The organism is Antarcticimicrobium sediminis, assembly GCF_004348975.1.
Classification (GTDB): Bacteria; Pseudomonadota; Alphaproteobacteria; order Rhodobacterales; family Rhodobacteraceae; genus Antarcticimicrobium; species Antarcticimicrobium sediminis.
The window spans coordinates 1-14,595 of sequence record NZ_SMFP01000008.1 but is presented as its reverse complement, the minus strand read 5'-3'; the positions used below and the strand labels follow the sequence as shown (position 1 = coordinate 14,595).

14 protein-coding genes are annotated in these 14,595 nt (G+C 62.3%); 2 read left to right on the top strand and 12 right to left on the bottom strand.

Translation table 11 applies throughout. The annotated features are described in order from the left end of the window. Window positions 1–57: 57 nt before the first annotated feature. Window positions 58–555 carry an ureidoglycolate lyase gene (locus E1B25_RS12760; protein ID WP_132829833.1) on the bottom strand — a complete coding sequence of 166 codons (498 nt, stop codon included), beginning with the start codon at window positions 553–555 and terminating at the stop codon, window positions 58–60. Next, window positions 552–1,967 carry an allantoinase PuuE gene (gene puuE / locus E1B25_RS12755; protein ID WP_132829831.1) on the bottom strand — a complete coding sequence of 472 codons (1,416 nt, stop codon included), beginning with the start codon at window positions 1,965–1,967 and terminating at the stop codon, window positions 552–554. The genes E1B25_RS12760 and puuE overlap by 4 nt, the downstream gene beginning before the upstream one ends. Before the next feature lie 148 nt (window positions 1,968–2,115). On the opposite strand from puuE, the gene uraH reads away from it, so the two are divergent. After that, the gene (gene uraH / locus E1B25_RS12750) at window positions 2,116–2,469 is read left to right on the top strand and encodes a hydroxyisourate hydrolase (protein ID WP_132829829.1); all 354 of its coding nucleotides are present in this window, start codon (window positions 2,116–2,118) and stop codon (window positions 2,467–2,469) included. A 118-nt stretch (window positions 2,470–2,587) separates the two neighbouring features. Here the strand turns inward: uraH and E1B25_RS12745 are convergent, their stop codons facing one another. Beyond that, window positions 2,588–3,490 carry a LysR family transcriptional regulator gene (locus E1B25_RS12745; protein ID WP_132829827.1) on the bottom strand — a complete coding sequence of 301 codons (903 nt, stop codon included), beginning with the start codon at window positions 3,488–3,490 and terminating at the stop codon, window positions 2,588–2,590. 127 nt (window positions 3,491–3,617) lie between these two features. Between E1B25_RS12745 and E1B25_RS12740 the strand changes: the two genes are divergently transcribed. Beyond that, the gene (locus tag E1B25_RS12740; RefSeq protein ID WP_132829825.1) at window positions 3,618–4,877 is read left to right on the top strand and encodes a urate hydroxylase PuuD; all 1,260 of its coding nucleotides are present in this window, start codon (window positions 3,618–3,620) and stop codon (window positions 4,875–4,877) included. Between the two features lie 69 nt (window positions 4,878–4,946). On the opposite strand, the gene E1B25_RS12735 is transcribed toward E1B25_RS12740, so the two are convergent. The 9 genes from E1B25_RS12735 to E1B25_RS12695 form a co-directional block, all read right to left on the bottom strand. Then, window positions 4,947–5,930 carry an NAD(P)H-dependent flavin oxidoreductase gene (locus tag E1B25_RS12735; RefSeq protein WP_206338549.1) on the bottom strand — a complete coding sequence of 328 codons (984 nt, stop codon included), beginning with the start codon at window positions 5,928–5,930 and terminating at the stop codon, window positions 4,947–4,949. A 168-nt stretch (window positions 5,931–6,098) separates the two neighbouring features. Beyond that, window positions 6,099–7,382: a TRAP transporter large permease gene (locus tag E1B25_RS12730; protein WP_132829822.1), complete on the bottom strand. Its 1,284-nt coding sequence runs from the start codon at window positions 7,380–7,382 to the stop codon at window positions 6,099–6,101. Then, window positions 7,375–7,890, bottom strand: coding sequence for a TRAP transporter small permease (locus E1B25_RS12725; RefSeq protein WP_132829820.1), 516 nt, complete (start codon window positions 7,888–7,890; stop codon window positions 7,375–7,377). The genes E1B25_RS12730 and E1B25_RS12725 overlap by 8 nt, the downstream gene beginning before the upstream one ends. Window positions 7,891–7,975: 85 nt before the next feature. Further along, complete coding sequence (locus E1B25_RS12720) at window positions 7,976–8,947, bottom strand: TRAP transporter substrate-binding protein (RefSeq protein ID WP_132830091.1); 972 nt, start codon at window positions 8,945–8,947, stop codon at window positions 7,976–7,978. A gap of 691 nt (window positions 8,948–9,638) precedes the next feature. Continuing rightward, window positions 9,639–10,328, bottom strand: a complete 690-nt coding sequence (locus tag E1B25_RS12715) for a FadR/GntR family transcriptional regulator (protein ID WP_132829818.1) — start codon at window positions 10,326–10,328, stop codon at window positions 9,639–9,641. Further along, a complete protein-coding gene (locus E1B25_RS12710) occupies window positions 10,325–11,179 on the bottom strand; it encodes a DUF1028 domain-containing protein (RefSeq protein WP_132829816.1) in 855 nt (284 codons plus the stop codon). Before E1B25_RS12710 ends, E1B25_RS12715 begins: the two co-directional genes overlap by 4 nt. Window position 11,180: 1 nt before the next feature. After that, window positions 11,181–12,968, bottom strand: coding sequence for a gamma-glutamyltransferase family protein (locus E1B25_RS12705; RefSeq protein ID WP_132829814.1), 1,788 nt, complete (start codon window positions 12,966–12,968; stop codon window positions 11,181–11,183). A 13-nt stretch (window positions 12,969–12,981) separates the two neighbouring features. Next, a complete protein-coding gene (locus E1B25_RS12700) occupies window positions 12,982–13,881 on the bottom strand; it encodes an ABC transporter permease (protein WP_206338546.1) in 900 nt (299 codons plus the stop codon). Next, complete coding sequence (locus E1B25_RS12695) at window positions 13,881–14,543, bottom strand: ABC transporter permease (protein WP_280960249.1); 663 nt, start codon at window positions 14,541–14,543, stop codon at window positions 13,881–13,883. Before E1B25_RS12695 ends, E1B25_RS12700 begins: the two co-directional genes overlap by 1 nt. Window positions 14,544–14,595 lie beyond the last annotated feature (52 nt).

Sequence of the window (14,595 nt, the reverse complement as noted above, 5' to 3'; positions counted from 1 at the left end):
CCCTCCGTGTTGAGGCGTCGGCGTTTTTATTTTCTTGAGGCCGGCGACCTGTTCGTGTCAGCCCGACGTGACCTGAAACGGCGCGTCGAACCAGTGTTCTTCCAGATTATTGCCCGGTGTATCGGCCGGGGCGATCCGGTCGATCACCACGAACTGGCCGGGGGCGTGAAGCGGGGTGAGAACCCCGTGCCACGTGTTTCTCAGCAGATTGATCCCTTGTCCCGGAGCGGTCAAGAAGGCGCGCGGCGTGGCCGGTTTGCCGCCCGCATCTGGTGCGACAATGACCAGAAACGATGTCGGATTGAGCGGAATGAACGCCTGACTTCCCAGCGGGTGGCGTTCCATCATCTCCAAACAATAGGGCAGGGTGCGCGGCTGTGCGTCAAACAGGTTGATGCCAGCACGCCCGTCGCCCATATCCAACCGTGCGAGATCGTGATGCCGCCCGCACAGACCCTGATTGATGATCTGGTCGGGGGCATCCTTGAACGCGATCACGTCGCCAAAGGGGGCGAAGGCGGTGGCCGTGAGGGCCTCGGTGTGGATCTGGGTCACGGCAACATGTCCTGCAACCGGATCTTGGCGATGCGTTCGACCTGTTTGCAGGCCTCGCCGAACTCGGCCGCGCTGTCATTGGCTTGGCGCCGTTCAAAGGCGGCGAGGATCCCCGCCTTGTCATGGTCGCGCACGGCGATGATGAAGGGAAAGCCGTGCTTTTCCATGTAGAGGGTGTTGAGCCGGGTGAAGGTTTCCCGTTCTTCATCCGTGAGCGCATCAAGGCCGGCGCTGGCCTGTTCGTTGCTGCTCTCGGCGGTCAGGCGTTTGGCGCTTGCCAGTTTTCCGGCCAGATCGGGGTGCGCGCGCAACACGCCCAACCGCTCCTCCCGGCTGGCGGAGCGGAAGGCGCGGGCGAGCGCGTTTTGCAGCCCCACCGCGCTGTCATGGGCCGGGCCCAGTTCCAGCGCAAAGGCGCGCTCGGCGATCCATGGGGAATGCTCGAAAATGCTGCCGAAGGCCTCGACAAAGCGGGCGTGATCCATCCGGCTGGGGCGTTCCCAGCGCTGATGCGGATGGGTTTTCGCCCAATGCCGGGCAATGTCGATGCGGCGCGGGGTCCAGACATCCTCATACTCGCCAATGTAGTCGAGAAAGCGTTTCAGCCCAGCAAGCTTGCCCGGGCGTCCGATCAACCGGCAGTGAAGCCCGACGGACATCATCTTGGGCGCACCGTCCTGTCCCTCGGCATAAAGCGTATCGAACGCGTCGCGCAGATAGGTAAAGAACTGCTCGCCGGTGATATAGCCCGGCGCGGTGGCGAAGCGCATATCGTTGGCTTCAAGCGTATAGGGGATGATCAACTGGTCCTGATCGCCCACTTCCAGCCAATAGGGCAGGTCGTCGTCATAGGTGTCAGAGATATAGGCGAACCCACCTTCGCGGGCCACAAGCCGCACGGTATTGACGCTGCAGCGCCCGGTGTACCAGCCCAGCGGGCGTTCGCCGACCACCTCGGTATGCAGCCGGATCGCCTCGGCGATGGCCGCGCGCTCCTCCTCCTCGGGCATGTCCTTGTGTTCGACCCATTTCAGCCCGTGGCTGGCAATTTCCCAGCCCGCAGATTTCATCGCCGCCACCTGTTCGGGGCTGCGCGCCAATGCCGTAGCCACGCCATAGATGGTCAGCGGGATATTCTGGCCGGTGAACAGGCGATGCAGCCGCCAGAACCCGGCCCGGGCGCCGTAGTCATAGATCGATTCCATGTTCCAGTGGCGCTGGCCGGTCCAAGGGGCGGCGCCGGCAATGTCGGACAGAAACGCCTCGGACGCCGCATCGCCATGCAGGACGTTGTTTTCGCCGCCTTCTTCGTAATTGAGTACGAATTGCACCGCGACTTTGGCGCCGCAGGGCCATTTCGCATCGGGCGGGGTGGCCCCATAGCCGCGCATGTCGCGGGGGTAGCGTGTCATTCGGCGGTCTCCTGCTGATCCGGTTATGTTTTAGGACATTACAACAGCAAGCAGTTTCCTGTATTTCTTGAAGGAGTTGTAGTGAATTTCCGGGTGCGGCACGAAGTCGACGCGCGTAGAAATCAGGCAGGCAAGCAAAGGGGCCAAGATGACCGGCTATCTGACAACGCATGTTCTGGACACCGCGCGCGGCTGCCCGGCGGCGGGGGTGAAGATCGAGCTGTACCGGATCGACGGGGCGGGGCGCAGCCATCTGCGCAGCCTGTTCACCAATGCGGACGGGCGCACCGACACCCAGATCCTGCCGGCGGCAGAGTTCGAACCCGGCACCTATGAATTGGTGTTTCACGCCGGGGCCTATCTGGACGAGACCGGCCCGGCGCAGGAGCCGCCCCGGTTTCTTGACCTGATCCCGATCCGCTTTGGCATGGCAGAGGCGAGCCATTATCACGTGCCGCTGCTGCTGTCGCCGTTTGGCTATTCCACCTATCGCGGCAGTTGAGTGCCGGTTGAACGACAGTTCAGCGCCGTTTGAGAACAGGCCCGGACATCCGGGGCTTTGGTCCGGTGCGACCGTTTCGATTTGAGTATTTGGAACAAGAAGAAGCGGGCAGCGCGGGCTATTTCAGCGCGGTCTGGATGCGCTCGGCCATGAAGTCGATCAGCAGCCGCGTCTTGGGATCCTGTCGGCGGCGGTGCATGTAGAGACAGGCAAGCTGGATCGGCACCGGCGGTTCGGCCTTGGCCACCGGGACCAGCGCGCCGGTCGCCAAGTAGTCCGCCACCTCGAACACGGGTTTGAGGATGATCCCGTGCCCGTTCAGCGCCCAGCCGGTGAGCACATCGCCATCGTCGGATTCGAACGGGCCATGGACGGAAAACCGTCGCACCCCGTCTGGCGTTTGCAGCGGCCATTGGAATTCCGGCGCGCCGGGATAGCGCAGGTTCAGGCAGTCATGCTTGTCGCGCACCAACGCCTCGCCGCTTTCGGCCATGCCGCGCCGGGCGATATAGGCGGGCGCGGCGCAGAGCAGGCGGGGGCAATCGGCGATCTTGCGGATGCGCAGGGTCGAATCCTCGGGGATGCCAAGGAAGAAGGCGAGGTCGAGCCCCTCGGCGGCGAGATCGAGCTTGCGATCGGACAGCCGCAGCCGGATGTCGATCAGCGGGTACTGCGCCTTGAACGTCGGAACTGCGGGCGCGATCACCCGCCGACCCAGCCCTAGCGGCGCGGCAACGAAGAGCGAGCCGCGCGGTGTCATGGTGACATTGGAGATCTCGGCCTCGGCCGTATCCACCGCTTCGAGGATCTTGCAGGCGCCGCGATAGAACATATGGCCCTGTTCGGTGGCGTTCAATGTGCGCGTGGTGCGCTGGAACAGCCGGACGTTCAGATGTTCCTCGAGTTGGGAAATCCGCGCCGAGGCGACGGCGGCGGAAATCCTTTGGTCGCGCGCCGCCGCAGACATATTGCCTAATTCATAGACACGAACGAAGGTTTGGATGTTGTCCAGATAGGCCATTGGGGCTCATTATTCGTTTTTATTTGAAGCATCTTGGCGCTTTCCCCGGATACATGACAATACTGGAATAGGCTAGCACGGGACTGGAACAGGCTGGCGCGGGGTGAAATGCCCAAAGGAGAAACCGATGCAGGACGTGGCGATCATCTGGGACTGGTTGGCCTTTGCGGTGCGGTGGCTGCATGTGATTACCGCGATCGCCTGGATCGGATCCTCGTTTTATTTCATCGCGCTGGATCTGGGGTTGCGCAAGGCGCCGCATCTGCCCGTGGGCGCCCATGGCGAGGAATGGCAGGTTCACGGCGGTGGTTTTTATCATATCCAGAAATATCTGGTCGCGCCGGAGCATATGCCAGAGCACCTGACATGGTTCAAATGGGAAAGCTATTCGACCTGGTTGAGCGGCGCGGCGCTGTTGATGATCGTCTATTGGGCCGGTGGAGAGCTGTTTCTGATCGACGCGGGCAAGGCTGATCTTGCGCTGTGGCAGGGGATCGCGATTTCCGCCGCCTCGCTGACGGTGGGCTGGGTGATCTATGATTTCCTGTGCAAGTCAGGATTGGGAGAGCGCCCGACCTTGCTGATGGTGCTGTTGTTCGTGCTGCTGGTGGCGATGGGCTGGGGCTATAACCAGATCTTTACCGGCCGGGCGATGATGCTGCATCTGGGGGCCTTCACCGCGACGATCATGACGGCCAATGTGTTCTTTATCATCATCCCGAACCAGAAGATCGTGGTGGCCGATCTCAAGGCCGGGCGGGTGCCGGATGCGAAATACGGCAAGATCGCCAAGCTGCGCTCGACCCACAACAACTATCTGACCTTGCCGGTGGTGTTCTTGATGCTGTCGACCCACTATCCGCTGGCCTTTGCGACCCGCTACAACTGGGCGATCGCGGCGCTGGTGTTCTTGATGGGGGTGACGATCCGGCATTATTTCAACACCCGCCATGCCCGCAAGGGCAATCCGATCTGGACCTGGGTCGCGACGGCGGCGCTGTTCATCGCGATCATGGTCCTGTCGACCGCGGCGCCGGAACAGTCGAGCTATGAGGAGAGCGAGGCGCGCGCGCTGACCCCGACCGAGACCGTCTTTGCCGAGGCCGAGGGGTTTGACGAGGTCGCCGATATCGTGATGGGCCGCTGTTCCATGTGCCACACGCGCGAGCCGGCCTGGGACGGCGTTCACCGTGCGCCCAAGAACGTTCTGCTGGAAACCCGGCCCGAGATCGCCGCCGCGGCGCGCCAGATCTATCTGCAGGCCGGGGTGAGCGCGGCGATGCCGCCCGCGAATGTGAGCTGGATCGAACCGGAAGAACGGGCGCAGATCGCGGACTGGTATCGTGCCGGTGCGCAGGCCCTGCCGTTCAGGTTGGCGCAGAACTGAGACCGGGTCCGGTCTGAGCCGAGAAATCGCCCGGGGCTGTCGCCGGGCGATCCGTTGGTGTGACGGAGGTTAGCCCCGGGTCCAGCCCAGTGTCTTTGCCAGCCGGTCTTGCGCGGCGAGATATTCGCGCGCGATCCTCTCCACCAGATCCGCCGCCGGAACCACCTTGTCGACCGCACCGATGCCTTGGCCAGAGCCCCAGATTTCCTTCCAGCTTTTGGGTTTTTCCCGGTCTTGGCCAAAATTCATCTTTGAGGGGTCGGAGCGTTCGAGTCTGTCCGGGTCCATGCCCGCCGCCGCGATCGAGGGTTTCAGGTAGTTCCCCCAGACCCCGGTGAACAGATCGGAATAGACGATGTCATCGGCGCCGCTCTCGACGATCATCTGCTTGTAGCGATCCTCGGCGTTAGCCTCTTGCGTGGCGATAAAGGCTGATCCCATATAGCCGCCGTCGGCCCCCATGGCTTGGGCTGCCAACAGGCTGTCACCGCGCGCGATGGCACCGGACAGGAACAGCGGCCCGTCGAACCAGTCGCGGATTTCCTGCACCAGCGCAAAGGGCGACATGGCGCCGGCATGGCCCCCGGCACCGGCGGCCACCGCGATCAGCCCGTCCGCGCCTTTTTCCACGGCCTTTTTGGCAAAGCGGTTGTTGATCACGTCGTGCAGGGTAATCCCACCCGCCGAATGCGCCGCGTCATTGACCCAAGTTTGGGCCCCGAGCGAGGTGATCCAGACCGGCACCTTGTATTTGGTGCAAATCTCCACATCCCGTTCCAGCCGCGCGTTTGATCTGTGCACGATCTGGTTCACGGCAAAGGGCGCGGCGGGGTGATCGGGGTTGGCCTGATTGTGGCGGTCGAGTTCTTCGGTGATGCGGGTGAGCCAGCGTTCCAGCTCGATCGGCTCGCCTTCCTTTTCCCGCGCGTTCAGCGCCGGGAATGCGCCGACGATCCCCGCCTTGCACTGGGCGATCACCAGATCGGGGTTCGAGATGATGAAAAGCGGGCTGCCGATCAGGGGCAGGCGCAGATGTTCAAAAGCCGGGGGCATGGTCACGGGGGCATCCTTTCGTTCCTCACGGCGCGCGGCGGGGCAAGCCCCGACCACGCGTCCCGCCGTCGGTTTTGGCCATTGCGCCGGGCACACGCAAGTCGGACGTGGCGTGAGAGGTGCACCGCCGGGGGGGACAGGGCCCCCCGGCGAAGAGATCAATCGCAGTCAGACGCCGCTGACCTGCGGTAGCCAGGTTGACAGGAAAGGCACGAAGGTCAGCAGCAACAAGACGATGATGCCCGCCAGAAAGAACGGCGGCAGTTCACGGATCAGCGCCGCCGGGCGCATCTGGGTCGCCGAGGACACCACATAGATCAAGGCCCCCACGGGGGGCGTGGCAAGGCCCATGGTCAGGTTGACGATCACAACGATGGCGAAATGTTCCGGGGCGATCCCCAGCGCATGGCTGATCGGTGCGAGAATTGGCACCAAGATCATCACACCGGGCAGCGGATCCATGAACAGACCGAACACCAGCAGCAGCACATTGACCGCCAGCAAGAACATCACCGGGCTCAGATCCCAGCCAATGATGGTCTCGGCCAGTTCCTGCGGGATGCCCTCGATGATCAGAATCCAGGCAAAGGCCCGCGCCGCACCGAGGATTAACAGAACCGCCGAACTGATCAGGGCGGCGCGCAACAGGATTTGCGGCAGATCGCGCAAATGCAGCGTGCGGTACACGAACATGCCGCAGATCAGCGCATAGAAGACAGCGATCACCGAGGCCTCGGTCGGGGTGAACATGCCGAACCGGATACCGCCAACCACCAGCACGATCAGCATCAGAGCCGGCAGCGCCACCGCCGTGGTGCGGATCATTTCGGTCACGCCGGGGCGGCTTCCGACTCCGTGATAACCGCGCTTGCGTGCCATGATCGCGTTGGTGGCCAGCATCGCCGCGGTAATCAGCAAGCCCGGAACGATCCCGGCCATGAACAGCGATCCGACCGAGACCTCTTCGTCCTGCATGGCGTAAATGATCATCGTGATCGAGGGGGGAATGATCGGCCCGACTACGGCGCTGGAGATTGTCAGCGCCCCGGCATAGGCGCGGTCATATCCGCCCTTTTCCATCATCCGGATCATCATCGCGCCGGGACCGGCCGCATCGGCCAGTGCCGAGCCGGAAATCCCCGCGAACAGCGACGAGGAAATCACGTTGGCATGGCCCAGACCGCCGCGCAGATGGCCGACGAACTGTGCCGCGAAGCGCAACAGGTGATGGGTGATCGCGCCGCCGGTCATCAGTTCGGCGGCCAGCACAAAGAAGGGCACCGCCAGCAGCGGAAAGGAATCGAGACCGGCAAACATCTCCTTGACCACGACGATCTCGGGATAGGTGCTGGCCATCGTCAGGGCACAGAACACCGCGATCGCCATGGAGAAGGCGACCGGCAAGCCCAGCGCCATCAGCAGGAACAGGGCGGGAAAAAGGATCTCAGCCATTGGCGGCACCGGGCAGGGCATCGCCGGTCGGCGCATCCCGATAAGTGCCAGCCATGATGAACTGGCGCGCGATCAGCAGCAGATGCACGCTCATCAGCGCAAATCCGACCGGCATGGCCGCATAGACATATTTGAAAGACAGCCGCAAAGCGGGGCTTTTCTGATATTGCATCCGGGTCAGATACTCTTGTCCTGTTACGATCATGAACACGAAGAACGCCAGCAGGATCAGAACGATCCCGGCGCGCAGAACGATCTGTGCCCGGCGGGGCAGCGCATCCTGCAAATTTGTTATCGCGACATGGCCGCCGGTGCGCAGCGCGAGGCCCGCACCGATGAATGTCATCCAGATCATCAGATACCGCGCGACCTCGTCGGCCCAGGGTAGTGAATTATTGGTGGTGTAGCGCAGCGCGACATTGGCCCCGACGACCAGCGCCATGCCGGCGATCATAGCGATCACCGCCCATTTGTTGAGGGCGACAAAGCCCCGCTCCAACCTGCTCATGGGGTGTATCCTGTCTGCGCAGCGCGTGTCCCGGGGCCGGTGGTGTGTTTGAACCGGCCCCGGGAGCTTGAACGCAATGCTGCGATTACTTGGTTGCGATGATGCGGTCGATCAGCGCTTTGTCGTAGGTTTTATAGTAGGTCTCATAGGCACCTTGCACGGCCTGCTGGAACGCGGCTTTCTGCTCGGTGCTCAACTCGCCCACGATCATGCCACGTTCTTTCAAGGTTGCGACACCGCTGGTTTCCACATCGTCCACAAAGCCACGCATCGCGGTGGCAGCTTCGGTTGCGCCCTTTTCAAAGGCGGCCTTGTCCTCGTCGCTCAGCCCGTCCCAAAACGGTTTGGACACCAAAAGCATTGCGGGCGAATAGACATGGCCTGACAGGGTCAGGTATTTCTGCACTTCGTTCAGCTTGACCGAGACGATCACTGACAGCGGGTTTTCCTGACCGTCGATCACACCCTGTTGCAGCGACGAAATCACCTCGGGCCAGGCCATCGGGGTGGGCGCGGCGCCCAGCGTGTTGAAGGCTTCCAGGTGCACCGGGTTTTCCATGGTGCGGATCTTCAGGCCGGCGACATCTGCCGGCGTGGTGATCGGGTTGCGGTTGTTGGTGATGTGACGAAAGCCCTGCTCGCCCCAAGCCAAGGCATGCAGGCCAACAGCGTCGAACTTGGCCAGGATCTCCTGCCCGACGGGGCCGTCCAGAACGCGGCGCGCATGGCCAAGATCACGGAACAGGAACGGGATGTCGAACACGCCGGTTTCGGGCACGAAGTTGGCCAGCGTCCCCGAGGAAACGATGGTCGCCTCGATGGTGCCGATTTGCAGCCCTTCGATCACTTCACGCTCGCCACCAAGGCCAGAGGAGGGAAAATGCTTGAATTCGAATTTTCCATCGGTCTCGGCCGAGACGACCTCATCGAATTTCTCGGCGGCAACGCCGTAATGCGAATTGGGCGCGAGCGCATAGCCGATCTTGACCTCGGTCTGTGCGACAGCGGTACCCGCGATGCAGGCCAAGCTGAGCAGAGCTGCTGCGCCGCCGAGCATGGGAAAACGAATTGATTTAGACATGTGACCCCTCCTTTTGAACAATAACGAGGCGCCTTGCTAAACCGCTTGGTTCAAACTGGCAAGACAAGGCGCTCCCCCCTTCGGCGGCCGCTATGATCGAAAGCCAAGCCGACTTTCGATCAATGGATGCCGCCACCACGCGCGTTTGTGCGCCGTTTCTCGGGGCAGAAAAAGCAAAACCCTAAGAAATCGGGTGTCCAAGGGGTTTTGTGCGAGGCCTTGGCGCCCGGAAAAATCCATGAGGACGGTGAGAAATCTTTCCAGATACAGGTTTTAACTATTTGATTTAACGCAAAATTTACTATTTCCTCCCGTGGAGGTCGGTTCGGGGGCCCAGACCAGATGTGTGGCAGAAATGATAGTCGAAGAGAATACCTGTGCGGACGACATCAGGCGGGGCGGGCGCGCGCTCCACACCAAGGGGTTGCGGGGGGATTTCGCAGCTCTCCGATGCCGGGAGCAGGGGCTGCGCGGGGCGAGGCGCATGAAAGTTTGCCGATCGAGGGAGAGCAGTGGCTGTCGTCGCGCAGGATCGGCGTTTGGCCAAGGTCAGCGCCATGGGTGCGGGTAAAATTTCACCCGCCAGAACGGCCCTGTCGCGCACCCTAGCCGCGTCGAAGTCTGTGGGTTCGGGGCTTATACCGGCTCGGAAATACCAAGGCGTTTCCTAAGGATCGCCTGCCAGGATCATGCGGTTCACGTCCTGGATGTGCAGCTCCATCGCTTGGGCGGCTTCGCTGCTTTGACCAGAGGAGATACAGCGGAACAGGGACTGGTGCTGTTCACCAAAGCGGGTCATTGCCTCTGCCGTATGGCTTTCGCGGCGCAGGTTTCCCCAGGCCGCAAGCTTTCGCACGGTGCGAATGGATTCATAAACCTCAAGGAACAGGATATTCCCGGCCGCCTTGGCAACGTGATAGTGAAAGATGTCGTCGGCGACCTCGTACGCTGCTTGATCGCTTTGATCCAGCGTGGCCAACATCAGTTGTTCCAGACGGGCGATGTCGCCGGGGCTGGCCCGTACGGTGGCAAGGGCGGCAAGCGTCGGTTCGATATGTAACCGGACTTCCATGATCTCTTGCGGGCTCGCATGGCGCGCCAACCGGTTCAGGCCGTTGTAGCCGTTGTGGACCGGAGGTGCAGCAAAGGTCCCGCGACCCTGACGGCGATAGACGGCGCCTTCGGATTCCAGCTGGTCCAGCGCCTGTCGCAGCCGGGAGCGGCTGATACCGAACCGGGTCGCCAAAATGCGTTCCGGCGGCAATCGGCCGTCTGGTTCCAGCTCACCGAGCGCGATCAACGTCGCAAGGCGTTCGACGATGTCTGACGGGGCTGGTGATGTCGCAGGGGGTGTCATGGTTCCGATACCGTCGGTTTTGAAAGTGACGGACAGCCAGTAGGGTCCTCACGACGGGAGTCAAGTCCTCCCGCCTCTGATCCGGGGTGCGGCTGCGCGCAGGCCACGGCCTCTGTTGCCAAAGACCGCGTCAAAAGCCCTGCGGCACGGCGTCTGTCCTGTTCGGCCTGAATGCCCGCGTCGATCGGGGTGCGATCCGTCGCGCCGCAGAAGTTTCCGCTGGTGGCAAAGCTTCGGGCGACATGGGCATAGCGTTCGCGCGATACGTCGAGCAAGCGTTCCAGCTCCGACAGGGGATCGCCGTGATCGTCTGCCCGCAGATCAAGGTGCGCGTAATGTTCGCCTTGGTGAATTCGCAGACCCGCAGCCTGACGGCCCCGCTTGTCGCCGCCCATGGCCTCTCCTGCGCGCATCGCGAAGAGCAGCCGGTCTGCCAAGGGCAGGTCACCAGAGGCGTCAAAGGCATCAAAAGTGGCGCGCAGGACGGCCTCGTTCTTCAGCATATTTCCAGCGACAGAATGGGTATCCCCCTGAATATGCCCGCACCAGTCGACGCAGTCGGCGCCCGTATGCGCGGCAAAGCGCCCCGCCGCATCCATCATATGACATTGGCGGATATGCTGGCCCGCATCCCGCCGGATGCAATCCGCAAGCACGTCTTCGGCGGCCTCTCCCGCCTCCATCCGGGTGATCCCTTCGGTTCCCCACAAGGGATTCACAAATGCCTGCGTTGCGACGGCGCTGCGGGGACCGATATGCGGCACGATCGCGCCGCAAGCGAAGAAGCGTGACGCCACGGCGACGCCGATTTCGCCGGTTTCCGGGATGCGGGCAATCAGCGAATAGGTCATGTCAGCGGCCAACCGCATAGGCCTGCATCAGGCGCGGCGTGGCGGCGGCGGACAACGTCCCGTTGGCGCACCGATGCGCCGCAGTCAGACGACCCACGGTCCAGGGATCCGCCACGGTGACGATATGGCCACGCGCGCGCAATGCCTCGATGCAGGCGGCACCCACGTTGGGTTCGATCATCATTTCACCGGATTTGACGGCGCGGGGGAAGAACGAGCTTTGAAAGTGCATGGAGTGAAACAGCGGCGCATCGATGGCCTGTTGCAGGTCCATGCCGTGATGGACGAAGTGAAGGAACCAGATCAGTTGCCACTGGTCTTGCTGATCGCCACCGGGCGTGCCGAATGCCAGGAATGCGCCGTCTTTTTCGGCCAGGGTTGGTGTCAGTGTCGTGCGCGGTCGGCGACCCGGTGCAAGGGAGGTCGGCAAGCCCTCTTCCAGCCAGAACATCTGTGCGCGCGAATTGAGTGGGAATCCGAGCCCGGGGATCACCGGATTCGATTGCAACCAGCCGCCGGAGGGGGTGGCCGAGACACAGTTGCCCCATTTGTCGATCACGTCGAGATGGACGGTGTCGCCCTTCTTGTCGGTCAGGTGGGCCATCGTGGGTTCCTGCGCCACGATGGCGCCGACACCGAAATCCTGTTCGGCGCGCACGACATAGGCGTCGGCCAGATGTTCGAACCCGGGCACCCGCCCCGGACGCTGATCCATCGATGCCGTATCGCTGATAAGCTTGGCGCGCTCGCGATTGTAGTCGTCAGACAGCAGCACATCCATCGGGATCTCGCTGGTCTTCGGGTCGCCGTAATAGGCCTCTCTATCGGCGTAGGACAGCTTCATCGCCTCGATGACCGTGTGGACAAATGTGTCCCCCAACGGGTCCATGGCGGCCAGATCGAAGTGTTTCAGAATTGCCAGCGATTGCAGCAACACAGGGCCCTGACCCCAGGGGCCGGTCTTGTGAAGGGTCCAGCCGTGGTAAGTGTAAGACAGGGGAGTCTCGATCTCTGCCCGCCAGCCGGCCATGTCGGCGGGGGCCAGAACGGCGCGGTTCTTGCGTTCCGACACGTCGTGCACCTCGGCATCCTTGAGGTAGTCAAAGATCGCGTCGGCGACGAACCCTTCTGCCCATGCGGTGCGGGCGGCGTCGATCTGGGCCGCGCGGTCATCGCCCGCGGCCTCTGCGATGTCGACGAGGCGGTCGTAGGTCTGCGCAAGATCAGGATTGCGGAACAGGGCATGCGGAGCGGGCACTTCCCCTCCGGGCGTCCAGACCGCGGCAGACGTGGGCCATTCTGCGGCAAAGTAGTCCGCCAGATCGGCGATGGTGCCCGCCACACGCGGGAGCATCGGGTGACCGTCGCGGGCATAGTCGATAGCGGGCGTCATGACCTGACGCACCGTCATGGTGCCATGCCCCAGCAGCATCAGCATCCAGCCATCAAAAGCCCCCGGCACGACCGTGGACAGCAGACCCGAACCCGGAATCAGCTGAAGACCCTGCGCGCGGTAATGCGCAATCGTGGCCGCCGCCGGAACGGGGCCCTGGGCGGCAATCACGCCGGTACCGGACGTGACCGAATGAAAGATCGCCGGAAGATCGCCTGCCGGACCGTTCAGGTTGGGTTCAACCACTTGCAGGGTCAGCCCCGTCGCGACGGCGGCATCAAAGGCGTTGCCGCCCTTTTCAAGGATCGACATCCCAACCGCGGATGCGATCCAATGGGTCGAGGTGACGACACCGAATGTGCCACGGATCACGGGGCGGGTTGTAAAGTCAGACATGGACACTCCAGTTCTAGCGTTCGTGAGGGTCGAGCGCGTCGCGCAGCCCGTCGCCCAAAAGGTTGAAGCCCAGCACCACGAGAAAGATCGAAATGCCCGGCCAAAGCGCCATCCAGGGCGCCTGATTGAGAAAGTTCTTGGCGGTATTCAGCATGGATCCCCAAGAGGGCGAGGGGGGCTGTTGGCCAAGACCGAGAAAGCTGAGCGAGGCCTCTGCAATGATCGCTGTCGCGATGGTCAGGGTCGCTTGCACCAAAATCGGGGGCAGAATATTGGGCAGGATGTAGCGTGAGAGGATCTTGCGCGTCGGCAAGCCGATCGCGCGGGCGCTGTCGACGTAATCCTCGGCCGCGACCGACAGAACCTGACCCCGAGCCAAGCGCACGAAAAGCGGCGTCGCGGAAATGCCGATGGCGATCATCGCATTGGTCAGGGATGGCCCTAGAAAAGCGGCCAGCGCGATCGCGAGGATCAAAAAGGGGGCCGCCAGAAGCGCCTCGGTGCAGCGTGAGATAACGGCATCGATCCACCCGCCAAAATAGCCTGCAACGATGCCCAGTGGCACGCCGAGAGATACGGCGATCAGCACAGACACGACACCGGCCAGCAAGGACGCGCGGGCCCCCCAGATCATCCGCGACAGAACATCTCGGCCGATTTCATCGGTTCCGAACAGATGTGCCGCACTGGGGGCTTTGCGGACGCTCGCCCAGTCCGTCGCGGTCGGGTCGGGCACAGGCAGAACCGGTGCCAGCACCGCGATGGCAACGAAGAAAGCCACCAGAATGCCCCCCAGAACGGCGGATTTATGGGAGCGGAACTTTTTCCAGACGCGGCTTTGCGGTTTGCGCTCCAGCACCGGATCGGCGGCTGTCCCGGCGTCCACGGTCATGGGCTCTGTGGCATGGGCCATTATTGCTTCCTCAGGCGTGGGTTTAGAAGAACATAGGCAACGTCGGCCGCGAGGTTCATCATGATGAAGCCGACCGCCGTTACCAGAACGACGCCCTGCACCACGGCATAGTCCCGGTTGAACACGGCATCGACGATCAGCTTGCCAAAGCCCGGCACGGTGAAGATCTGCTCGGTCAGAACCGCGCCAGCGATCAATTCACCAAACAACAGGGCCGACAGGGTGACGATGGGTGTCAGGGCGTTGCGGAAAGCATGTTTCAGGATGACCTTGCGTTCTGACAGACCCTTGGCGCGGGCGGTGCGCACATAGTCTGACGTCAACACGGTCAGCATCGCCGAGCGTGTGTGACGCATCAGGGTCGCGGCAAGCGCGGTGCCAAGCACGAAGGCGGGCATGATCATCACTTGAATAGACCGCACTGGATCCTCATCGAACGGCACATAGCCCGAGGCCGGCAGAAGCTGCCATTTCACCGACACAAGCAGGATCAGCATGATCCCCAGCCAGAAATTCGGAATCGAAAGGCCGGACAGCGCCACGATGTTGGCAATATAATCGGTGATCGAGCCCTTCTTGATGGCGGACAGGATTGTGAATCGGCATGCGAAATTGACCCACTTGGGTGGGTTATGAGCGAGTAAAATTGACCCACCTGCCACGTTAGAATCCGCGCTGGATAGCGCGGAGGAATGAGCAGGTGATATTGATGGA